13 protein-coding genes and 1 CRISPR repeat array (1 of these 14 only partly in view) are annotated in these 23,551 nt (G+C 74.1%); of the genes, 11 read left to right on the top strand and 2 right to left on the bottom strand.

The features are described 5' to 3' along the window. Positions 1-379: direct repeats of the CRISPR family, unit length 23 nt; unit sequence CCCCGCGCTCGCGGGGGTTGCTC (it extends 546 nt beyond the left edge of the window). 381 nt (positions 380-760) lie between these two features. From BLU95_RS33925 to BLU95_RS33895, 6 genes are all read left to right on the top strand, one after another. Next, on the top strand, positions 761-1,801 hold the full coding sequence (locus tag BLU95_RS33925) for a permease (RefSeq protein WP_093863349.1): 1,041 nt from the start codon (positions 761-763) through the stop codon (positions 1,799-1,801). Continuing rightward, a complete protein-coding gene (locus BLU95_RS33920) occupies positions 1,798-2,652 on the top strand; it encodes a TIGR03943 family putative permease subunit (protein WP_093863348.1) in 855 nt (284 codons plus the stop codon). Before BLU95_RS33925 ends, BLU95_RS33920 begins: the two co-directional genes overlap by 4 nt. A 108-nt stretch (positions 2,653-2,760) precedes the next feature. Further along, positions 2,761-3,624, top strand: coding sequence for a protein phosphatase 2C domain-containing protein (locus BLU95_RS33915; protein WP_231978018.1), 864 nt, complete (start codon positions 2,761-2,763; stop codon positions 3,622-3,624). 428 nt (positions 3,625-4,052) lie between these two features. Further along, the gene (locus tag BLU95_RS33910) at positions 4,053-5,381 is read left to right on the top strand and encodes a DUF6271 family protein (protein WP_093863347.1); all 1,329 of its coding nucleotides are present in this window, start codon (positions 4,053-4,055) and stop codon (positions 5,379-5,381) included. Then, the gene (locus tag BLU95_RS33905; protein WP_093863346.1) at positions 5,378-5,875 is read left to right on the top strand and encodes a GNAT family N-acetyltransferase; all 498 of its coding nucleotides are present in this window, start codon (positions 5,378-5,380) and stop codon (positions 5,873-5,875) included. The genes BLU95_RS33910 and BLU95_RS33905 overlap by 4 nt, the downstream gene beginning before the upstream one ends. 353 nt (positions 5,876-6,228) lie before the next feature. Next, on the top strand, positions 6,229-8,649 hold the full coding sequence (locus tag BLU95_RS33895; protein WP_159425101.1) for a helix-turn-helix domain-containing protein: 2,421 nt from the start codon (positions 6,229-6,231) through the stop codon (positions 8,647-8,649). Between the two features lie 99 nt (positions 8,650-8,748). Here BLU95_RS33895 and BLU95_RS41735 read toward each other — a convergent pair whose 3' ends face one another. Beyond that, positions 8,749-9,516 carry a hypothetical protein gene (locus BLU95_RS41735; protein ID WP_107452628.1) on the bottom strand — a complete coding sequence of 256 codons (768 nt, stop codon included), beginning with the start codon at positions 9,514-9,516 and terminating at the stop codon, positions 8,749-8,751. A gap of 90 nt (positions 9,517-9,606) precedes the next feature. Further along, a complete protein-coding gene (locus BLU95_RS33885) occupies positions 9,607-10,953 on the bottom strand; it encodes an MFS transporter (RefSeq protein WP_093863343.1) in 1,347 nt (448 codons plus the stop codon). 609 nt (positions 10,954-11,562) lie between these two features. Between BLU95_RS33885 and BLU95_RS33880 the strand changes: the two genes are divergently transcribed. The 5 genes from BLU95_RS33880 (at position 11,563) to BLU95_RS33860 (ending at position 23,471) form a co-directional block, all read left to right on the top strand. Then, a complete protein-coding gene (locus BLU95_RS33880) occupies positions 11,563-17,742 on the top strand; it encodes a type I polyketide synthase (RefSeq protein ID WP_093863342.1) in 6,180 nt (2,059 codons plus the stop codon). After that, positions 17,739-19,583, top strand: coding sequence for a non-ribosomal peptide synthetase (locus BLU95_RS33875; protein ID WP_093863341.1), 1,845 nt, complete (start codon positions 17,739-17,741; stop codon positions 19,581-19,583). The genes BLU95_RS33880 and BLU95_RS33875 overlap by 4 nt, the downstream gene beginning before the upstream one ends. Positions 19,584-19,681: 98 nt before the next feature. Continuing rightward, positions 19,682-21,466: a beta-ketoacyl synthase N-terminal-like domain-containing protein gene (locus tag BLU95_RS33870; protein WP_093863340.1), complete on the top strand. Its 1,785-nt coding sequence runs from the start codon at positions 19,682-19,684 to the stop codon at positions 21,464-21,466. Positions 21,467-21,468: 2 nt separating this feature from the next. After that, positions 21,469-22,731 carry a cytochrome P450 gene (locus BLU95_RS33865; protein WP_093863339.1) on the top strand — a complete coding sequence of 421 codons (1,263 nt, stop codon included), beginning with the start codon at positions 21,469-21,471 and terminating at the stop codon, positions 22,729-22,731. Positions 22,732-22,751: 20 nt separating this feature from the next. Continuing rightward, the gene (locus BLU95_RS33860; protein WP_231978017.1) at positions 22,752-23,471 is read left to right on the top strand and encodes a formyltransferase family protein; all 720 of its coding nucleotides are present in this window, start codon (positions 22,752-22,754) and stop codon (positions 23,469-23,471) included. Positions 23,472-23,551 lie beyond the last annotated feature (80 nt).

Genomic DNA, 23,551 nt, shown 5'->3' with positions numbered 1-23,551 from the left:
ACCCCGCGCTCGCGGGGGTTGCTCGTTGATGACGATCCTCGGCTGGGTCGCCCGGGGGTCGGCCCCGCGCTCGCGGGGGTTGCTCCGAAGCGGAGCTTGTGTGCCTGGAGGGGATGTGGTCGGCCCCGCGCTCGCGGGGGTTGCTCCGGCGTATCCCCGATGATCACCCAGCGGGCGATGTCGGCCTCGCGCTCGCGGGGGTTGCTCGAACGACGAGGTCCTGGGTCGGCGGGACTCGATGTCGACCCCGCGCTCGCGGGGGTTACTCCTGGTTGTTCCTTGCTCAACTGGTCGGCCCCGCGCTCGCGGGGGTTGCTCCTTGCCCGAAGGCGGCTCCGATCGGCACGGATTATCGGCCCCGCGCTCGCGGGGGTTGCTCTGCGATGTTGAGATCGGTCTCTCTATGCTTGAGGTCGGCCCCGCGCTCGCAGAAATTACTCCTGGGACAACGTCAAGCGCTGGACTGCTGAGACGTCAGCCTCGCGCTCGCGGGGGTTGCGCTCCGGGAGGCCGCCCGTCGGTGGGCCGGCCCGCTCGGACCGGCTGCGGCTCTACTGCCAGGCCTTCTGTCGCCATTCTGACCTGCGCACCTCAAAACAGGGCTTCCATAGCTCTAGATGGCAATGATTATCAGCGCTAATCTAACCCCGCCGCTCGCACCACAGCCGAGTCGGCGCCGTCCTTCGCCGTCGCTACCCTGCTCCGGCGCGGGTGCGGCAACGTGAACTTCTGCCGAGGGCAGCAGCCAAGGGGCGGGACCATGGGCGAACAGACCCACGCAGCCGCAGTACTCACCAGATCCCCGGACGGACCGCCCGGGGCCGGTGTGCCGTCGGGGCCGGGCGCACGGCGCAGCCCGGGCGTCGCGCTCGTGGTGGCCGCCGGGGTGGCGGCGGTGCTGCTCGGGACCGGGTTCTTCGGGTGGTCGCACGCGCCCGCGCTGGCCACCTGGCGCACCGTGCTGATGGCCATCGTCGTGCAGGGTGTGCCGTTCCTGCTGCTGGGCACCGTGGTGTCGGCGGCGATCGGTGCGTTCGTGCCGTCCGACCTGTTCGGGCGGCTGCTGCCGCGCCGGCAGGCGCTGGCCGTGCCGGTCGCGGCGGCGGCGGGGGCGGTGCTGCCGGGCTGCGAGTGCGCCTCGGTGCCGGTCGCGGGCAGTCTGATGCGGCGGGGGGTCGCCCCGGCGGCGGCGCTGGCCTTCCTGCTCGCCGCACCCGCGATCAATCCGGTGGTGCTGGTCTCCACCGCGGTCGCCTTCCCCGGCAGGCCCGAGATGGTGCTCGCCCGGCTGATCGCCTCGCTGCTCACCTCGGTGGTGATGGGCTGGCTCTGGCTGCGGCTCGGCAAGGAGGAGTGGCTGCGCCTGCCGAAGGCCCCGGACGGTCTCGCCGACGACGCCGGGCCCTGGGAGCGGTTCGGCCGCGGCCTGCAGCACGACTTCCTGCACGCCGGCGGCTTCCTGGTGGTCGGCGCCATGGCGGCCGCCACGTTCAATGTCCTCGTACCGCCGTCGGTGCTCCAACTCTTCGTCGACACACCTTGGTTGCAGGTGCTCGCGCTCGGCGTGCTCGCGGTGCTGCTGGCGGTCTGCTCGGAGGCGGACGCCTTCGTCGCCGCGTCGCTGACCGGCTTCTCCCCGACCGCCCGGCTCGCGTTCCTGGTGGTCGGCCCGATGGTCGACCTCAAGCTGATCGCCCTGCAGTCCGGAGCCTTCGGCCGCTCCTTCGCCGCGCGCTTCCCGGCCGTCACCTTCCTGATCGCCGTCCTGGCCAGCATCGCCGTCGGAGGAGTCCTGCTGTGAGCCGTGTCCGAGCCCTCGCCCCGTCGCTGCTGGTCGCACTGCTGGGCTGCGCCCTGCTGCGCATCACCCTCGGCAGCGACCTCTACCTCCAGTACGTCAAGGAGGGGCTGCACGTACCGCTGATCGTCTCCGGCCTCCTGCTGGTCCTGCTGGGCGTCGGCAACGCCGTGCGCCGGCTGCTGCCGCAGCGCGAGCCGGTGCTCGCCTTCAGCCGCGCGGAGGACGGCAGCGCGCAGTGGCACCGGCGCGCCGACCCCTCGGGTCAGGACCACCACGAGCACGAGAACGGGCAGGACCACGGACACGGACACGGCCACGAGCACGGCGCCGCGCCCCGCGTCGCCGGGCTGCTCGCCGTCCCGGCCCTCGCCCTGCTGTTCTTCGCGCCGCCCGCCCTCGGCGCGTACACCGCCCAGCGCGAGGGCACGGCGGCCACCGTCGAGCAGGTCTCGTACACGGGGCTGACGGCGGACGAGCCGACCACCGCGATGTCGATGACCGAGTTCGTCGGCCGCAGCCACGACACCAACCGCAGCCTGGAGGGCCGCAAGGTCCGCCTCCTGGGCTTCGCCGCACCCGCCTCCGCGCCGGGCGCCACGCCCGGCGGCTGGTACCTCAACCGGCTGCTCGTCAGCTGCTGCGCCGCCGACGCCCGCCGGCTGCGCGTGCAGGTCCAGGGCACGGAGCCCGCGCCGGCCACCGACACCTGGGTCGAGGTGACCGGGGTGTGGCGGCCGGTCCCCGGCGCGCCGGCCACGGCGGCGCCCGTGCTCGACGTCCTGGAGGTCAGGGCCGTGCCCAAGCCGCGGAACCCCTACCGCGACGCGCCGCCCGAGAGCGACGGTGCGTGAGGGCGCGTGAGGGTGCATGAGGGTGCATGAGGGTGCGCAGGGCGGTTCCCCGGAGCAGGGCGTCTATTCTCGACGGACACCCCCCTCCTACCGACAAGGACCGGCTCCGTGCCCAGCACCCCCTTCGTGTTCTCCGTCCGCACGGGCGAGCGCGCCGGCCAGGACAGCCGCCCGAGCGAGGACCGCGTGTTCGTCACGCCCGCCGGTGACGCCGTGGTGGTCCTGGACGGGGTCTCCACGCTCTCCGACGAGCGGCCGCGCGGCGGCTGGTACGCGGACACCCTCGGCGCGCTGCTGGTCGACGGCCTCACGGCGGCCCCGCGGGCGGAGCTGACCGAGGTCCTGCACGACGCCCTCGCGGCGGTCACCCACGCGTACGGGCTGGTGCCGGGCGCCTCGCCGGCGGCGACGGTGTCGATCGTGCGCCTGCGCGGCCGGGTCGTCGAGGCCGCGGTCCTCGGCGACAGCCCGGTCGCGGTGGTCGGCCGTGACGGAACGGCCCGGGTGTTCACCGATCCGCGGCTCGCGACGCTGGTCGAGTCCCGTCCGCAGGCCGCCGAGTACCGCCGCCGCCTGGCCGGTGGCAGCGGTTTCGACGAGCGGCACCGGGAGCTGCTGCGCGAGCTCCGGGACGCGCAGATGGGCTGGATCAACCGGCCGGGCGGCTACTGGGTGGCCGAGGCGGTGCCGGAGGCCGGCCGTCGGGCGCTCACCGCCTCCTGGCCGCTCGACGAGGTCGCCCAGGTCCTCGCCGCCACCGACGGCGTCTCGGCCGCGGTGGACGACTACCGCCTGCACTCCTGGGAGGAGCTGGCCGCCGCCTGCCGGGCGGACCACCCGCAGGCCGTGGTCGACGGCGTCCACCGGGCCGAGGAGCGGGACCCGGACGGCCGGACGTGGCCCCGCAACAAGCCGCACGACGACAAGGCCCTCGCGGAGATCGCCGTCCACCCGGTCGGTGCCGGGTCGTGACGGGCTGATCCGGGCGGTCGGGGCCGGACGGCAGAGCGCGCCGGCGGGAATCGTGCTGCCCGTCCGGCCGCTCATGGAGGGCCCTTTCACCGTCGGTCGATTGTCGGGCATCAGCCAGGAGCGGTGGCGTCCGCCATGCCGCCGAGGTCCGTGCGAGGGCATCGGAGCGTGCCCCATCGGGCAGTGTCCGGGTGTCGCCGCCCGCTCGCCGAAAGCACTCCGTTGACACTGAAGTTGGTCTAGTCCACCTTGGTGGAGCGAGGCCGCCGGCAGGGAGGCCGCATGCGCGGCGGGGGACGCCGGCGTGGAGGTCCGCCCGGGACGCCGGGACGCCGCGGTGGCGGCACCGTACGCCGACCGCGCGCCGCCCCGCGACCCAACCGACCGCCGCCGCACCGAATCTGACGATCAGACGGAGAGTTCCACAGATGCAACGAGTCTGCCTCGCCCTGCCCACCATGCGTTCCTGCCCCGGTACCATCGTGGACCTCGCCGAGGAGGCGGCCTACGCCGTCGCGACCTTCGGGGTCGAGGTGCACCTCCTCGTCCTCGACACCACCGACGACGCCGAGTTCGCGAAGAACGCGGACGCCGTCGCCGCACTGGCCCCCACCCCCGGCGTGTTCGTCCACCACCTGGGCAACACGGAGCAGCGGGAGTTCTTCCGCGCGGTGGCCGAGCGCTCCGGTGGCACCGCCGACCCCGAGCTGCTGCTCGACCTGATGCTCCCGCCGGCCGTCGCGTACGGCTCCTGCGTCAACCGGCTCTTCCTCGCCGCGGCCGCGCTGGGCTGCACCTCGACGCACCTGCGCAACGACGACGCGGACTTCCAGGTCGTCGACGGCGAGAAGGTCTTCCCGATCCACCACGAGCTGCTCTCGATCGGCCGGCCGGCCGGCGAGGCGGCGGCCGTCGTGACCCGCTCCGAGCTCGACCCGGCCGACGCCGACCTGCCGGTGATGCTGGTCAGCGGCTCCTTCCTCGGCGAACTCAACGTGGACATCGGCGAGATCCTCGAACTCGACCCGGCCGTCTACCGCGACCTGGTGCGCCTGTGGACCCCGCCGGTGTGGTCGGACGAGGACCGGGACGCGATGGTGGACCTCTCCTTCAAGGGCGTCGGCGCCGAGCCGTTCGACGGGGACGAGTCCGTCCTGGGCGTGCCCGACATCTGGAACGTCTACATGTGCAACATCGCCCTGGACCACCGGGCCTACGAGGTGCTGCCGCTGCTGCCCTCGATCGAGACCATCGGCTGCGACTACGCCCTGCTGCACGCGCTGGTGCACTCCAAGTCGCCCGGCGTGGTCCACAACCGCCACATCGTCAACTACTACACGCCCGAGCGCCGCACCGGCGCCGGCTTCGTCTCGTACCAGATGCGGTTCGTCAAGTTCTTGCTCTCGATGCTGTACCTGTACCCGGTCTACGGCGGCATGATCGACCACGGCCGCGGGCTGCTGGACGAGCGGTACGGGCTGAGGGTCGAGCCGATCCTCGACCTGGTGCGGGGCAGCGTCGACTGGGACCGGGCCGGGAACGAGCACTGCCTGGACGTCCTGGACCGCTCCTACCGCAAGCTCGGCGGCAAGTACACCGAACTCGCGGACGTGGTGGCCGGGAAGCGGCAGCAGCTGATGGACGAGGCGCAGGAGGACGCCGAGCGCTGGGCGGTGCTGGTGGAGTCCTGGGCCGGGATGGTGGCCGCTGCCCGTGCCGAGGGCCTGCGCCCGGGCCTGGACGGGGCCGCCGGGTGAGCGAGGACTTCCTGATCCGGCAGCTCGCCGACGCGGACTGGGACGCCGTGGTCGCGCTGGAGCACGACGCCTACGCGGCCGACGGCCTGTCGGAGGGCCGGGAGGCGCTGCAGTCCCGCGCCGTCGCCTCGCCGGAGACCTGCTTCGTGCTGGAGCAGAGCGGCACGGTCCGCGGCTACCTGCTGAGCCTGCCGTACCCGCCGCTGCGCTGTCCGGACCTCGCCCGGGCGGAGGACACCGCGTTCGAGTCGGACAATCTGCACGTGCACGACCTGGTGATCGCCGAGGACCTGCGCGGCCGGGAGGTCGCGCTGGGGTTCATGCGACACTTCCGGTCGCGGGCCGAGGAGTTGGGCTTCGAGCAGATCTCGATGGTCGCGGTGCGCGGGGCGGACATCCTGCTGCGGATCATCGGCTGCCGCTCGCACCGGGAGGTGGCCGTGCCCGCGTCCTACGGGCGGCGCGCGGTCTACATGTCGATGCCGGTGCACTGACTCCGCGGGGCGCCCCGGGGCAGCCCCGGCCCGGCGGGTGATCTCCCCGCCGGGCCGGGGCCGTCCTGTACGCCGGGACCGTCCGGCGCGCCGGGGCCGCCCTGTACGCCGGGCCCCCGGTTGCCCCGCCCCGGGAACCCGCCCGGGAACCCGCCCGGGAACCGGCCCGGGAACCTGTCCCGGCCAACACCGGCCGCCCGCCCCACCGAGTCCGTTCGGCGTTCTATGATGATCCGTTGTCAGGGGCCCGTCAGGGTCATGGGCCGGGAGTCACGACGGGGGACGTGTCTCCGGGGGCCGGGTCGCGCCCTGCCGTCGCCGCTCCCCCGGACGACCACTCACCGGAGGCGATCGTGCTGGGGGACTTCGGAACACTGCTTCGGCAGTACCGGTATTCGACCGGGTGGACGCAGGAGGACCTCGCGGAACGGTCGGGCCTCTCGACCCACGCGATCAGCGTGCTGGAGTCCGGACGCCGACGGCCCCGGCTGTCGTCGGTGGCGCGGCTGGCCACCGCCCTCGGGCTGGAGCCGGCCGACCGCGACCGGCTGCTCGGCGCGGCCCGCGGGGAGTCGGAGCCGCAGCCCGCCGGGGAACGACCGGCCGACCACGTGGTGCCCCGGCTGCTGCCCTACGCCGTCCCGGACTTCACCGGACGGCGCGGCGAGGTGGACCGACTGCTTGCCCTGGCCGCCGGACCGGGCGGTCCGCGGGCGCGTCCGCTGGTGATCTCGGCCATCGACGGCATGGCCGGGGTCGGCAAGACCGCCCTGGCCGTCCATGTCGGACACGCCCTCGCCGACCGGTTCCCCGACGGGCAGCTCTTCGTGGACCTGCGCGGCGCCACCCCGGGCCAGCGGCCGCTCGACCCGGGCGCGGCGCTGGCCGCCCTGCTCCGGGCGGTCGGTGTCAATGAGAACGCGCTGCCCCCGGACACCGAGGAGCGCGCCCGGCTCTGGCGCAGCCGGGCGGCGGACCAGCGGTACCTGCTGGTGCTGGACAACGCCGTCGACGCGGCGCAGGTCCGCCCGTTGATCCCCGGCGGCCCGCACTGCCTGGTCCTGGTGACGTCCCGGCGGCGCCTGCCCGGACTGGACGGGGCGGTCGGCGTGCCGCTGGACGTGCTGGGCCACGACGAGGCCGTGGAGCTGTTCACCCGGGTCGCCGGACCGGACCGGGTCGCGGGCCACGACGCCACCGTGGAGGAGATCGTCACCCGCTGCGGCAGGCTGCCGCTCGCGCTGCGGATCGCCGCCGCCCGGCTGGCCCACCATCCCGCCTGGACGCCGGTCGAGCTGCTGGAGCGGATCCGGCGTCCGCAGAAGCTGCTGACCGAGCTGTCCAACCAGGACCAGAGCGTCGCGGCGGCCTTCGTCGAGTCCTACCGCTCCCTCACCCCGGCGCAGCGGGGCGCGTTCCGGCTGGCGGCGCTGCATCCCGGGGAGGACGTCACGCCGCACGCCCTCGCCGCCCTCGTCGACGCGCCGTTGGACGACACGGAGGAGCTGCTGGAGTCGCTGCACAACCACCACCTGCTGGTCGAGCACGCGGCGTTCCGGTACACCTTCCACGACCTGCTGCGCGCCTTCGCCGGTGAGCTGCTCGCGCGCGAGGCGGCCACGCCGGTCCGGCGGGCCGCGCTGGTCCGGCTGTTCGACCACTACCGGCACACCGCCGCCTCGGCGATGGACGTGCTCGTCCCGCTGGAGCGGCACCACCGGCCGCGGCCGCCCGCCCCCGGCGGCGCCGGCGGCGGCACGCCGCTGGTGTTCGCCGACCCGGCGGACGCGACGCGGTGGCTGACCCGGGAGCACGCCAATCTGCTGGCGCTCACCCGCCACGCCGCCGAGGCCGACCTGCCGGAGTACGCCGCGGACCTGCCGGCGATCCTCTGGCGCCACCTCAAGCGCCATCTGCCCGCGCAGGAGGCCCTCGGGCTGGGGCTCGGCGCGCTCCGGGCCACCCGGCAGCTCGGCAGTCCGGCCAGGGAGGCGGCCGCGCTGCGGCACCTCGGGCTGGTCCAGTACCAGCTGGGCGACTTCCCGCAGGCACTCGACCTGCTCCACCGGGCGCTGGAACTCCAGCGGCGCACCGGCAACCGCAACGGCGAGGCCCACGTCCTGGCCAACCTCGGCCTCACGCTCACCCGGACGGGGCGGCTGGAGGAGGCCCTCGACCACCACCTGGAGGCGCTGCGGCTCGCCCGGGAACTCCCCGAGCCGGCGGTGGAGTCGATCGCGCTGACCAATCTGGGTCCGACGCTGACCAGGCTCGGGCGGATGCGGGAGGCGCTGGACCACCACCGGGAGGCGCTGGAGTTCCACCGGCGCGGCGGCAACCGCCTCGGTCAGGCGATCGCGCTCAACCAGTTCGGCGAGCACCAGCAGAGGCTGAACCGCCACCCGGAGGCCCTCGACCTGTTCCAGGAGGCCCTGGAGCTGCACCGCGGCCTCGACGACACCTTCGGCCAGGCCGAGTCGCACACCCTGCTCGGTGACGCCCTGCTGGCCATGGACGCCCCGGAGAGTGCCCTGCGCCACTACCGGGCCGCGCTCGAGTTCCTGCCGCACACCGGGGAGCGCTACAACCTGGGCCGGATCCACGTCGGGCTGGCCCGTGCGCACCTGCGCCTGGGCGAACCAGAGGCTGCGCGGAGGCACGCAGAGCAGGCCGTCGGGATCCACTCCGCCCTGGGCGTCCCGGAGGCGGAGGAGGCCCGGGCCCTGCTCGAATCGCTGACCGACCCGCCGCTCGACCCGCCGCTGCCGGAGTGACGCGGACGGCGCTCCGGCTCCCGTCCGCACGGCCGCACCCGGCCGCACCCGGCCGGCGGTCGACCGGCGGTCGGCGGTCGGCGGTCGGCCGGGTGCCGCTCAGGCCGGGTAGTGGACGGAGCCGAGCGGCGGGCAGGGGACGAGGACGGTCGAGACGCCGGGGCGTTCGGTGAAGGCGCGGGCCTGCGCGGCGTGGTGGCGGCGGGTGTCGAGGTCGTCCGCGTGCCGGGCGTCGTACCCGGCGCGGACCGGGTCCCAGGTGCCGTCGATCAGGTCGAGCGCGGTGTTGCCCGCGCTGCGGCCGAACTCCGCCTTCACTGCGGACCGCTGGAGCGCGCCCTGGATCACGGCGAGGTGGAGGCGGGTGATCAGGACGCCGGGGGTGTTCGGCTCGCGGGTGGGCAGCGGGGCCTGCGGGAGCGGGGACACCCCGGTGTCGAGGCGGCCGATGTTGTCGACGGTCGCGGTGCGGGCGTCGCTCACCGCGATCCGCATCTCCCGGTGCAGCCAGAAGAACTCGTCCAGGTCCGCCCGGGTGACGCGCATCCGCCCGTAGGCGGCCCGGAAGCGGGGGTCCCGGTGCAGCGGGAGCACGGTGGGGACGTGGAGGGCCACGCAGTCGTTGTAGCCGCTGTCCACGGCGGCGTCGAGATGGCGCAGGCCGAGGTCCACCTGCCCCTGGGCGACGGCCAGGTCGGACAGGTCGGCGTGGGCCGCGGCGGCGAGCCACGCGCCGTCGGGGCCGAGGACGGCGGCGCGCGCGACGACGTCGTGGAGGCCCGCCACGACGTCGACGCCGCTGTTGGTCAGGTGCCCGACCAGCAGGTCGCACAGGCGGGAAGTCAGTGAGTCGACGGTGGTGACCAAGGCGCTCCTCGGCGGTGGACGGTGCGGATGCTGCTCCTCCCCTCCTGCTGCACCCCTGCTGCTCCCCGCTCCCGCGGGGAGGAGAGCGGCTCAGGTCCGGCGGCGGAGGCCGATGAGGGCGGCGCCGGCGACGCAGGCGAGGGCGGCGGTGAGGTAGGCGAGGTGGTAGCCGGCGAGGTGGTCGTCGCGGGTGCCGGCGACCAGGACCAGGACGGCCACACCGGCGCTCGCGCCGATCTGCTGGGTGACGACGTTGACCGCGCCGGCGACGGCGTGCTGTTCGCCGGGGACGCCGGAGAGGGCGGCGGAGGTCATCGAGGGGAAGTTGAGGCCCTGTCCGATGCCGCTGAGCACCAGGCCCGGCAGGACGTGCAGGGCGTAGTTCCCGTCGAGCGGGGTGGTCACCCACAGGCCGGTGCCGACGCCGATCAGGACGAGGCCGACCGCCATCAGGGTGCTCGGGGTCCAGCGGGCGAGCAGGCGGCCGGTGGCGAAGTTGGCGGTGAGGAAGACGGCCGCCGACATGGGCACCAGGGCGAGTCCGGACTCGAAGGGCGAGTAGTCCAGCATGCCCTGGAGGTAGAGCGGCGCGAAGAACAGCATCCCGACCGAGCCCATGTACTGGAGGAAGGCCGCGAGGCTGGCGGACCGGACCGGGGCCAGCCGGAAGAGGCCGAGCGGGAGGGCCGGGTCGGTGGTGCGGCTCTCCCGGAGGACGAACAGGGCCAGCGCGACCGCGGCGGCGGCGAGCAGGAACCAGACCGCGGCGCCGTCGCTGCTGACGCCGACGACCAGCAGGGTGAGGCCGAGGGTGCCGGTGATCGCGCCGGGCAGGTCGAGGCGGCCGCTGTGCCCCGGGCTGTCGGGCAGCCCGGCCCGGGTCGCGGCCAGCACGGCGAGGCCGAGGAGGACCGAGAACCACAGCACCGAACGCCAGCCCCAGAACTGGGTCAGCACGCCGCCGAGCATCACCCCGCCGCTGAAGCTCGCGGCGCCGACGGCCGCGTAGACGCTGAAGGCCCGGTTGCGGGCCGGACCGGCCGGGAAGGTCTGGGTGAGCAGGGCCAGGGCGGCCGGTCCCGACAGCGCGGCGCCGATGCCCTGGACGGCCCGCGCCCCCAGCAGGACGCCGGTGCTCGGCGCGGCCGCCCCGACCAGCGCGGACACCGTGAACAGGGCGACGCCGGCCTCGAACACCCGGCGCCGGCCCAGCACATCGGCAAGTCGGCCGCCGATCAGCAGGAAGCCGGCGAAGGTGACGGCGTAGGCGGTCATCACCCACTGGAGTGTGGTGTCGGCCAGATCGAACCGCTCCCCCACCGACGGGAGGGCGGCGTTGAGCACTCCGAGGCCGCTCACGTCCAGGGCGAGCGCGCCGGCCAGCACGCCGAGCGCGAGGCCGGGCCGGACCACCGGTTCGACGGCGATGTCGGTCATGCGGGCCTCCCGCCGGCGTCGTGGCGGGCGGCCGTCCGGGCGGGGCCGCGCTGCGCCGAGGACTGCGGGAAACGCCCTGGCCAGACGCCGGGAACGCGGTCGGACGGTACGTCGAAGGTCTCAACTGCCATGGGGCCAGCTTGCATTGCCCGATCAACGGCTGTCCAGCCCACTTGTACACGGATGGTACCCGAGCGTAACGCCCGGCTCCAGGAGATCGAATCGGACACTTTGTCGATCAAATCTCGCCACCACGACGACGGACACGCGTTGTACGCAATCCTGTAGCCGGTGCACTCCTCGCGTCTCACGGCGGACGAGGAGACCGTCGGCCCGTCGTAGGCCGCTGATGTGCGATCCATCGAGCAATCTCGCAAACGCCTCGGATGCCCGGGCTGCGCGGCCCGGCCGCGCGCTCCGGCGCTTTCGGGCCGTTCTTCTTGCCACGGGAGGAGCAGCGTTGCCCGGTCACGGAGTCATCCATGTCATGCCCATGATGATCTTACGGGCCGCCGGCCGCTCCTTGCCCCGCCGGCGCTGACGCTCCGCCCGGCCGCAGTACGCCGGCCGCCCCCGCCACCCCCACCCCGCCCTGCCGAGGGAGTCGCCATGCCTCAAGAGCGCGCAGCGCGAGACCTGTCCAGCGTCACCGATTTCCTGCTTTCCCGGTTCGCCGAGCTGCTGAACGTGCCCGCGCACACCGTCGACCGCCGTGCCCCGATGCACCGGTACGGTCTGGAGTCCGCGCAGTCGGTGGTCCTCGCCGCCGCGCTCTCCGAGTTCCTCGGCCGGCGCGTCCCGGCCACCATGATGTGGCAGTACCCGACCGTCGACGGACTGGCCCGCGCGCTGGTCGAGGGCCCGCAGGAGGCCGGGGCCGCCGCCGCGCCCGCCCCCGGCCGACGGGCCGCGCCGAACGAGCCGGTCGCCGTCGTCGGCATCGGCTGCCGCTTCCCCGGCGGCGCCGACCCGGCCGGGTTCTGGCAGCTGCTGGTGGAGGGCGGCGACGCCGTCGGACCGGTGCCGGCCGCGCGCCGGGCCCTGCTGAACGACCGGGTGCGCTGGGGCGGGTTCATCGACGACATCGACCGGTTCGATCCGCTGTTCTTCGGCATCTCGCCCCGCGAGGCCGTCCAGATGGACCCGCAGCAGCGGCTGGTCCTGGAGCTGTGCTGGGAGGCGCTGGAGGACGCGGGGATCGCGCCGCACAGCCTGGTCGGCAGTGACACCGGCGTGTTCATGGCCTCCTGCTGGGGCGACTACGCCGCACTGGCGCACTACCGCGGCCCCGATGCGCAGATCACCCCGCACACCGCGACCGGCATGCACGACGGCATCATCGCCAACCGGGTGTCCTACATCCTCGGCCTCCAGGGCCCGAGCATGGCCATCGACGCCGCCTGCGCCGGCTCGCTGGTCTCGGTGCACGTGGGCTGCCAGTCGATCCAACTGGGCGAGAGCGACCTGGTGCTGGCCGGCGGCGTGAACCTGAGCTTCGTCTCCGACTACTACACCGCCATGGACGCGATGGGGGCGCTCGCCCCGGACGGCCGCTGCAAGTCCTTCGACGCGCGCGCCAACGGCTACGTCCGCGGCGAGGGCGCCGGGGTCGTGGTGCTGGCCCCGCTGAGCGTGGCGCTGGAGCGCGAACTCCCGGTGTACTGCCTGATCAAGGGCAGTTCCTCCAACAACGACGGTCTGAGCAACGGCATGACCGCGCCGAACCCGCAGGCGCAGGAGAAGATGCTCCGCACCGCGTACCGGCGGGCCGGCATCGACCCGCACCTCGTGGACTACATCGAGGCGCACGGCTCGGCGACGCCGCTCGGCGACCCGATCGAGGCCAACGCCATCGGCGCCGTCCTGGGCGGCGCCGACCGCGCGCAGCCGCTCCGGCTCGGCTCGGTGAAGTCCAACGTCGGGCACCTGGAGGCGGCGGCCGGCATCGTCGGCCTGGTCAAGCTGGCGATGTCGATGCGCAACGGGGTGCTGCCCCCGAGCCTGCACTACAGCGCGCCGAACCCGCAGATCCTGTTCGACGAGTACAACCTCACCGTCCAGGACCGGCTGACGCCCTGGCCGCGGTACTCCGACGCCCGCCGGGGCGGTGTCAGCTCGTTCGGTTTCGGTGGCGCGATCTGCCACGTCGCGGTCGAGGAACTGCCGCGCCCCGAAGCCTCGTTGCTGCTGCTGGCCGCGGATTCCCGGGAGGAGCTGGCCGAGCGGGCGCACGCCCTGCGGGACGGGACCGACCTGCGCGAGCTCTGCCGCCGCGCCCCGGGCGAGGGCCCGTTCCGGCTCGCGGCGGCCGCCCGCGACATGTCCGAACTCCGCTCCCAGCTGGACGCCTTCGCGAACGACGCGCCCGCCGCCGGGCTGAGTGCCGGGGAAGCGGCCGGGCGGCGGCCGCGGGTGGCGTTCCTGTTCTCCGGGAACGGCTCGCAGTGGGTCGGCATGGGCCGCCAACTCCTGGCCGGAATGCCGGTGTTCCGGCGGTCGATGATGCGCTCCGACCGCCGGATGCGGGAGCTGGTCGGCCTCTCCCCGGTCGAGCACCTGCTCTCCGCCGACGGCCGGCTGGACGACATGGACGTCTTCCAGCCGCTGCTGTTCTCGCTCCAGGTCGCACTGGCCGAGACCTGGCGCTCGCTGGGCGTGGAGCCGGACGTCGTGCTCGGCCAGAGCGTCGGCGAGTTCGCCGCCTCGTACGTCGCCGGCGCCCTGGACTACGACGACGCCTCCCTGCTGGCCGCCCACCACGGGCGGCTGCTCCAGCAGCTGGCGGTGGGCCGGGGCGAGGGCATCGTGGTGATGGCGCCGGCCGACGAGGTGCGGCCGTACCTGACCGGGGGACTCACCCTCTCCGGGCAGAACGGCCTCAACTCCACCCTGGTGACCGGCACTCCGCAGGAGATCGACGAACTCGTCCGGCGGCTCACCGAGGCCGACGTCACCAACCACCGGGTGCGGATGGGGCACGCCCCGCACTCGCCGCTGGTCGACCACGTCCTGGACCCGCTGAAGGCGGAACTCGCCGGCATCCGGCCCCGCACCGCCCGGATCCCGATGATCTCGACGGTCACCGGCGAGCACGTCGACGGGGCGGAGCTCGGACCGGACTACTGGGCGGCCAACCTCCGCCAGGAGATCCTGGTGGTGGACGCGCTGCTGGAGCTGCGCGAGCACCGGGTCGACGCGGTGGTCGAACTCGGCCCGCACCCCCTGCTGCTGAAGTCGGCGTCCGAGATCCTGCCCGCGACCACGCTGCCCTCGATGCGCCGGGGTACCGACGAGGCCGCCACCCTGCTCGGCTCGCTCGGCGCCCTGTTCACCGCCGGACTCCCGGTCGCGGCCCACCCGTTCCTCGCCGGTGACCGCGGGCGGCACGTCGCGCCCGGCCGGGGCGGGGCCGGGTCCACCGGCACGGCCCCGGCGGACGGCGACCCGTACCTCGTCACCGTCTCCGCCAGGACGGCCGGCGCGCTGACCGACACCTGCCGCGAACTCTCCAGCCACGTCGAGCGGAACACCGCCCTGCGGGTCTCCGACCTCGCCTACACCCTGGCCGCCCGGCGCAGCCACCACAACCACCGGATCGCGCTGCTCGCCCGCTCCCGCCAGGACGTCCTGGACGGACTCGCCCGGGTCGCCGCCGGACAGCCGCACCCCGGGCTCGTCACCGGCACCGTGTCCGGCGGCGCCGACCGCCGGGTGGCGCTGGTGTTCTCCGGCGGGGGCACCCAGTGGGTCGGCATGGGCCGCGAACTGCTGCGCTCCCACGCCGGGTTCCGCACCTGGATGCGGGCCTGCGACGACGCCGTGCGCGCGGCCGGCGGCGCCTCGGTGCTCGACCTGCTGGCCGCCCCGGCCGAGTCGGCCAGGTACGAGGAGATGGACTTCCAGCAGCCGGTGCTGTTCGCCCTCCAGGTCTCACTGGCGCAGGTCTGGCTCGGGCTCGGCATCCGGCCGGCGGCCGTGGTCGGGCACAGCCTGGGCGAGGTCGCCGCCGCCTGCGTCTCCGGCGCGCTGTCGCTGGAGGACGCCGCCCGGGTGGTGGTCGCCCGCTCCCACCTGCTGGAGCGCGAGGCCGCCGCCGGAGCGATGATCTCGGTCGACCTGCCGGAGGCGGAACTGCTGCCCCGGCTCGCCCCGTACGCCGCGCACGCGGCGATCGCCGTGGTCAACAGCCCCACCAGCGCGGCGGTCTCCGGCTCGCCAGGGGCCGTGGACGCGCTGGAGGCGGAGCTGAAGCGGGACTGCGTCTCGGTGCGCCGGATCCGGGTCGAACGGCCGGTGCACAGCCCCGGCATGGATCCGCTGATCGCGCCGCTGCGGGCCCGCATCGACGGCATCACCCCGCTGACCCCCGGACTCGACTTCCACTCGACGGCCCTGGCGGGCGCGGTGAACCCGGTCGCCGACGTCGACTACTGGGTCCACAACCTGCGCAACCAGGTCCGGTTCGCCGAGACGATCGGCGCTCTGGTCGACCGGGGGATCGGCACCTTCGTCGAGATCGGACCGCACGAGACGCTGCGCGGCGCGGTCGAGGAGATCGCGCTGACCCGGGGCGCCCGGGTGCACGCGGTCAACTCCCTGCGGCGCGAGGAGAGCGACCTCCGCTGCCTGCTGGACGCCGTCGCCTCACTGTACGTCCGGGGTGTCCCGCTGACCTTCGACCCGCTGTTCGCCGACGACGTCGAGGTGGTGGAGACGCCGCTCGTCCAGTGGCAGAAGGACCGGTACTGGATCGACACCGAGGCCCACCTCGCGCCCGCGTCGCTCCCGGGCGTCGGCCCGTCCTCGACGGTGGGCGCGAGCACGAGCACGAACGCCGCGCTGAACGCCGCCCCGAACGCCGTTCCGAACGCCGCCCGGAGCGCGGCGGAGGCCGGGACGGCGGCACCGGCCGCGGCGGCGGCACCCGCGGCCCGGGCGGTGGACGAACTCGTGCTGGCCGAGCTGGCCGACGCGCTGGGCGTGCCGGTGAGCCGGTTCGACGCGGACGCCGGACTGCGGGACTTCGGCCTCGACTCGATGCTGGCGATCCGCCTGGTCAACCGGATGCAATCGCTGTTCGGGCACCGGGTGTCGCCGGTGGTCTTCCTGGACGGACGCTCGATCGCCGAGGTGGTCGCCCACTTCGTCGGGATCGTCGGCGGCACGCCCGCACCCGTACCGGCGTCGGCGTCGGCGTCGGCGGTCGCCCCCGCACCGGCCGCCGCCGCACCCGCCGCGGTGCCCGTACCCGGGGCCGAGCCCGCGCCCGTACCCGCGCCCGCGGCCGCCGCGGCACCGGCCCCCGAGCCGTCCTTCCTCGACAGCCTGTCCGAACTCGACGCCGAGGAGCTGGTGGAGGAACTCGACGCCCGCGGCCTGCTGGAGGCCACCGACGCGCCGGCCCTGGAGCAGCTGCGCGCCGACGGCCTCGGCCTCACCCTCGCACCGGCCTCGCACGGCCAGGCCTCGCTGTGGTTCATGCAGATGGTCGCGCCGGACGCCGTGCCCTACAACTTCATGGTGACCGCCCGGATCCGCACCGCGGTCGACGAAGCGGTGCTGGAGCGCGCGGTCCGGGCCGTCCTGGACCGCCACCCCGCCCTGCGCACCCTGTTCGTGGAAGCGGGCGGCAGCCCGTACCAGGTCGTCCTGGACGAGCCGGTGTACGAGTTCGTGGTGGCGGACACCTCCGGACTGGACGACGAGCAGGCCCGCGAGGAGCTGGCCCGGCACGGGCACCGGCCGCTGGACCTGGACTACGGGCCGCTGGTGCGGGTCGTCCTGCTGCGGCGCGGCCCGGCGGACCACTACCTGCTGGTGCTGGTCCACCACATCGCCTCGGACGCGGCCTCGGCGGACGTCATGATCCGCGAGATCCAGGAGTTCTACCAGGGCGCCGACCCGGCCGGCCGGGCCCCCGCAGCCCCGTACACGGAGTTCGTCGCCCGGGAGCGGCAGTGGCTGGCCGGTCCGGCCGCGGACGCCGCCCTCGACTGGTGGTCGGCGAAGCTGGCCGACCCGCCGGCCCGGCTGGACTTCTCCGACAAGGAGCGCCCGCCGGGCGTCACCTACGAGGGCCGCGACCTCGCCTTCCGCTGGAGTGCCGAAGAGACCCGACGGCTGCGGGAGTTCGCGCTGCGCGAGGGCGTGTCGGTCAGCACGGTCGTGCTGGCCGGGTTCTTCGCCACCCTCAACCGGGCGACCGGGACGGAGGACTCGGTGCTGGCCACGGCGATCGCCCAACGCTCCGAGCCCGGTTGGGAGTCCGCGGTCGGCTACTACCTCAACACGGTACTGGTCCGGGCGAACCCCTCCGCCGGTCGCAGCTTCCGCGAACTCCTCCGCGAGGTGCACGCGTTCTCGCTCGGCCTGCTGGAGCACATGAACTACCCCCTGGACCTGCTGGCGGCCCAGCTCAAGCCGCCGCGCCTGGAGGGCCGCTCCCCGTGGTTCGACGTGGTGGTCAACTGGCTCTCCTCGGACGCGTTCCCGCGCTCGGTGAAGCTCTTCCACGGCGTCGGCGACACGCTCGCCCCGGACAGCGCGCTCCCGCTCGAACCGCTCCAGGTGCGCAGGCACCTCGCCAAGTTCGACCTGGAGATCTCGATGGCCGACATCGACGGCGAGGTGGCCGGCCACGTCCAGTTCAAACCGAGCTACCTGGAAAGGCGGACCGTGACGGACCTGCTCGCGCTGTACCGCACTGTGCTCTTCGACTCGATCGATCGACCCGACCTGGCGCTCGGCGACCTCGCGCCGGGCGGCCTCCCGGAGGAGACGGACCGGTGACCGAAACCCTGCACTCCGAGTTTGTCGCGCAAGCGGCCAAGAACCCCGACGCGATCGCCGTCCACTCCGATGCCGGAGCGCTGACCTACCGGGAACTCGACCGGCGTTCCCAGGCGCTGGCCGAGCGCCTGGTGGCCGACGGCGCCGGTCCCGGCGTCCCGGTCGGCATCTGCGTCGAGCGCACCCCCGACCTGCTGGTGGCGATCCTGGCGGTCCTGCGGTCCGGGTCCTGCTACCTGCCGCTGGACCCGAACTACCCGGCCGAGCGGCTGGCGTTCATGGTCCGGGACAGCGGCACCCGGCTGCTGCTGACCACCCCCGCCTCCCGGGCCGGCTGCCCGGCCGGGCCGACCGTGGTGGTGCTCGGCGAGAGCGTCACCACCGAGCCCGGTGAGGCGCCCACGGCCGTCGTGCCCGGGGACACCGCGTACATCATCTACACCTCCGGCTCCACCGGCACCCCCAAGGGCGTGGCCGTCCGGCACGCGGGCTGCGTGGCGATGCTCGCCGAGATGGACCGGATCCTGGAGGGCTGCGACCTCAGCGGTGTCGCGGCGGCCAGTTCGGTCTGCTTCGACATGTCGGTGATGGAGATCTTCAACGCGCTCTGCCGGGGCGGCTCCCTCGTCCTGGTCGAGAGCGCCGTGCACCTGGCGGAGAGCCGGCACGCCGACCGGATCACCCATCTGAACATGGTCCCGTCGGTCATGAACGGGCTGCTCGACGCGGGGGCGCTGCCGCCGAACGTGCGCTCGGTCGTGTTCGGCGGCGAGGCGCTGCGGCGCAAGCTGGTGGACCGGACGTACCGGGAGACCGGCGTCGAGCGGGTGTTCAACGCCTACGGCCCCACCGAGGGGACGGTGTTCTGCTCGTTCGGGCCGGTGCCCGCCGGGGGGACGGACGAGCCGACCATCGGCCCGCCGACGACCACGGCCCGGGTGTACGTGCTGGACGAGGAGCTGCGGCGGGTCCCGGCCGGGGAGGCCGGCGAGCTGTTCCTCGGCGGCGTCGGCCTCGCGCACGGCTACGTCAACCGGCCGCGCACGACGGCCGAGCGCTTCCTGCCGGACCCGTTCCTGGACGGCGAACGGATCTACCGCACCGGGGACCTGGTCAGGTTCACCGAGGACGGCGAGCTGCGCTTCCTCGGCCGGACCGACCACCAGGTCAAGCTGCGCGGCTACCGGATCGAGCTGGAGGAGGTCGAGGCCCGGCTGACCGGCTGCCCCGAGGTCCGCGAGGCCGCCGTCGTCGTCCGGGGCAACCGGCTGGTCGGCTACGTCGTGCCCGCCGGGGACGTCGCGGAGGCGGACGCGGCCGCCCCGGCCGGTCCCCGGCTGGACGCCGCGCTCCAGAGCGCCGTCACCGCCCGTCTCGCCGCCGGCCTCCCCGACTACATGGTGCCCGCCGCGGTCGTGGTCCTGCCCGCCCTGCCGCTGGGTCCCGGCGGGAAGCTCGACCGCGGCGCGCTCCCCGAGCCGCCCGCGCCGGCCACCGGCGCCGACGGCCCGCGGACGGCGCCGAGCACGCCGACCGAGACCGCCCTCGCGGAGATCTGGGGCGAGCTGCTCGACCTCGACCCGGCGGGCATCGACGTGCAGGCCGCCTTCTACGACCTGGGCGGGGACTCGCTGCTGCTGGTCCGGCTGGCCCGGCTGATGACCCGGCGGTTCGACCGCCGGGTGCGGGTGCCCGACCTGTTCAGCTTCCGCGACATCGCCTCCCTCGGGCGCTGGCTCGACGACGACAGCGGTGCCACCCCCGAGGTGGTCCAGTCGGCCCGGCAGCGTGCCGACGCCCGCCGGGCCGCGCTGCGCGGCCGGGGCAGCACCGGCCGCTGAACGAGTACTTCGACCGGACCGGCACCGCACCCGCCACCGCACCGTCCACCGCACCGCCCGCCGAGTCACCACCCTCGACCGAAGCAGGAGCGTTCCCCATGACCGACAGCCCGGAGCAGGACTACGACCCGGGCGACGTGGCCATCATCGGCATGTCGCTGCGGGCCCCCGGCGCCCGTACCAAGGAGGAGTTCTGGGACAACCTCGTCCACGGCCGGGAGTCCGTCTCCTTCCTGGCCAAGGACGACATCCACGTCGACGAGACCCTGATCCACAGCCCGTTCTACGTCCGGGCCTGCGGCGTGCTCGACACCTACGACCAGTTCGACCCGTCGGTGTTCGGCATCAGCGACCGGATGGCCGCCGCGATGACCCCGGAGAACCGCCTGTACCTGGAGAGCGCCTGGGAGGCGCTGGAGGACGGCGGCTACGACCCGGACCGGCTCACCGCCGAGATCGGCATGTACGGCGCCAACAACCCGCAGACCGCCGCGCTCTACAGCTCCCCGCCGGACCGGGTCTCGGTCGGCCCGGAGGCGATCGAGGCCAGCCTGGCCTGGTCGCCGGACACCATGACCTCCAACGCGCTGTACTACATGGGGCTCACCGGCGAGGCCGTCACGGTCGCCGCGGTCTGCGCCGGCTTCCACTACGCGGTGCACCTGGCCTGCCAGTCGCTGCTGCTCGGCCAGACGGACATGGCCATCGCCGGCGGCTCGATGGTCCGGCTGCCGCACCCCCGCGGCCACCTGTGGGAGGAGAACCGGGTCCTGTCCAGGGACGGCCACTGCCGCCCCTTCGACGCCAACGGCACCGGCACCGCGCTGTCCAGCGGTGTCGTCACTCTCCTGCTGAAGCCGCTGGGCCGGGCCGTCGCCGACCGCGACCACGTGTACGCGGTGGTCAAGGGCTCGGCGGTCAACAACAACGGGGTCAGCGCGATGGCGTACGGCCTGGCCCAGCCCGAGCGGCTGAGCGCCTGCATCGCCAACGCGATGCAGGTCGGCGGCGTCGACCCGGAGACGGTGTCGATGTACGAGGCCAACGGCCTGGGCCTGCCGATGACCGACGAGCTGGAGGTGCACGCGGCGGGCATGGCCTTCGGCAAGCAGACCGGGACCACCTCGATCGGCGGCGTCAAGGGCAACGTCGGCCACGGCGGCGTGGTGTCGGGCGGCTTCGGCGCGATGAAGGCCGCACTGGCGCTGTACCACCGGACGCTCCCCGCCACCATCAACCTGACCGAGGTCAACCCGGACCTCGACTTCCCCAGCACCCCGTTCGTGCCGCAGCTGGAGACGGCCGCCTGGGACCCGGAGGCCGGCATCCGCCGCGCCGGCATCACCTCGATCGGCGGTGGCGGCTACAACGCCCACCTGCTGCTGGAGGAGGCCCCCGACGCCGCCCCGCGCGAGCCCGAACCGGCCGGCCGGCCCCGGCTGGCCACCCTCTCCGCCCTGGACGACGAAGCGCTCGCCCGGCAGCGCGAACGGCTGCTGGCCCGCCTGGAGGCCGACCCGGAACTCCGGCTGGACGACGTCTGCTTCAGCCTCAACCTCGGCCGCAAGGTGATGGCCCGCCGCTGGGCCGCCGTGGTGCGCAGCCGCGAGGAACTGATCGCGGCACTGTCCGGGGAGGCCGCCGGGACGACGGTCACCTCGACGGCCGCCGCCCCGCCGTCCGACCCGGGCGCGTTCGGCCGCACCGACCACGGCCTGGTGCCGGCCGGCGGCGACGCGCAGGCGCTGGCCGCGCTGGCCGACGCCTGGGTGGGAGGCAGCCAGGTGGACTTCGACGCCCTGCACCGGGGGCAGTCCGGGCGCCGGGTGCCGCTGCCCACCTACCCGTTCCGGCCCCGCCGGTTCTGGCGCACGGACTGGTGAGCATGAGTGCCTCCCCCACCGTCCCGGCCGCGGACGCCCCGGCCGCCCTGGACCTCGGCGACCCGGCGACCTTCGCCGACCGCCGCGCCGACCTCGACGGGTACTGGCGCGGACTGCGCGACCACGCGCCGCTGCACTGGAACCCGCCGGCCGACGGCCGCCGCGGGTTCTGGGTGCTGTCCCGCCACGAGGACATCATCGCCACCTACCGCGACAACGTGAACTTCACCTCGGAGCGCGGCAATGTGCTCGTCACCTTGCTGGAGGGCGGCGACGCGGCGGCCGGCCGGATGCTGGCCGTCACCGACGGGCACCGGCACCACGAGCTGCGCAAGATCCTGCAACGGGTGCTCTCGCCGCGGGTGCTCGACGAGGTCGCGCGGACGGTCCGGACCAACACCCGGGTGTGGATCCGGGAGGCGGTCGAGGCCGGCGGCTGCGAGTTCGCCGAGGAGATCGCGAGCCGGATCCCGATGACCACCATCTCCAGCCTGCTCGGGGTGCCCGAGGAGGACCGGGACTACCTGCTGAGCCTGACGAAGGCGGCGCTCTCCGCGGAAGGCGAGGACGTCGACGAGGTCGACTCCGAGATGGCCCGCAACGAGATCCTGATGTACTTCATGGACGTCGTCGAGGAGCGTCGTGAGTCGCCCGGCGAGGACGTGATCAGCATGCTGGTCGCGAGCTCGATCGACGGGGTGCCACTGTCCGACGAGGACGTGGTGCTCAACTGCTACAGCCTGATCATCGGGGGCGACGAGACCAGCCGGCTGACGATGATCGACTGCCTCCACACCCTCGCCGCCCGGCCCGACGAGTGGCGGCGGTTCAAGGACGGCGAGGTCGCGGTCGGGACGGCGGTGGACGAGGTGCTGCGCTGGGCCTCGCCCACCATGCACTTCGGGCGCAGCGTGGTGCGGGAGACCGAGGTGCACGGCGTCCGGCTGCGGCCGGGCGAGATCGTCACCCTCTGGCACGCCTCCGGCAACCGGGACGAGCGGGTCTTCGACCGGCCCGGGGTGTTCGACCTCGGCCGCGCGCCGAACCGGCACATGGCCTTCGGCTACGGTCCGCACTTCTGTGTCGGCTCGTACCTGGCCAAGGTGGAGATCGCCGAACTGCTCAATGCCCTGAGGGACTTCAGCACCGGCTTCGAGCAGACCGAGGAGGCGCGGCGGATCCGGTCGAACTTCCTGACCGGGTTCTCCACGATGCCGGTGCGGTTCACCCCCGACCCCTCCGGACTGAAGGCCGCCGAGGGCTGAGGCCGGCCACCATCCGATCAGTGAGCGCAGGAGTGCGGATGAACATCTACATGTCAGGACAGGGGGCGTTCGCGGTCCAGGTCGCGGAGGCCCTGAGGGACGAGGGACACAAGATCGTCGGCGCGGCCGCGCCCCGGCTCCGCAAGGGGAAGTCCGACGAGGGCGACGCGATGTCCTGGGACCGGCTGCGCTCCTGGGCGTACCACCGGGACGTCCCGTGGACGGATTCGGCGGAACTGCGGGCGATGCACGTCCCGGACGGGGTGGACATCATCCTCGCCGCGCACTCGCACGCCTTCCTCGGCCGGCGGACCAGGGCCAGGGCGGCGGTCGCGACCATCGGCTACCACCCGAGCCTGCTGCCGCTGCACCGGGGCCGGGACGCGATCCGGTGGACGGTCCGGGACGGCGACAAGGTGACCGGGGGCAGCGTGTACCACCTCACCGAGCGCACCGACGGCGGGCCGCTCGCCGCCCAGGAACACCTGCTGGTGCCGCCGGGTTCGACCCCGCAGTCCCTGTGGCGGGACCATCTGGCGCCGCTCGGGGTGCGGCTGCTGCTGAAGGTGGTCGCCGACCTCGCCGCGAACCGGCGGATCGAGGTGCCCCAGGACGAGAGGCTGGCGACCTGGGAGCCCGCGATGGACGCGCCGCCGCTGTTCAAGCCCGAACTCATCGCCCTGCCGGGCACCGACACGGTCCGGGTCGAGAGCGGCCGGTGGGCCCTGCACGACCGCTGAGGCGGCGGCACGGCCGGGCGGCGGCCCCGCGCACAGCCGGTGCGCGGGGCCGCCGGGCCAGGGCCGGGACCGGGGCCGGG

The organism is Streptomyces sp. TLI_053, assembly GCF_900105395.1.
In the GTDB taxonomy this organism is placed as follows: domain Bacteria; phylum Actinomycetota; class Actinomycetes; order Streptomycetales; family Streptomycetaceae; genus Kitasatospora.
This window is presented reverse-complemented; position numbering and strand designations above follow the sequence as displayed.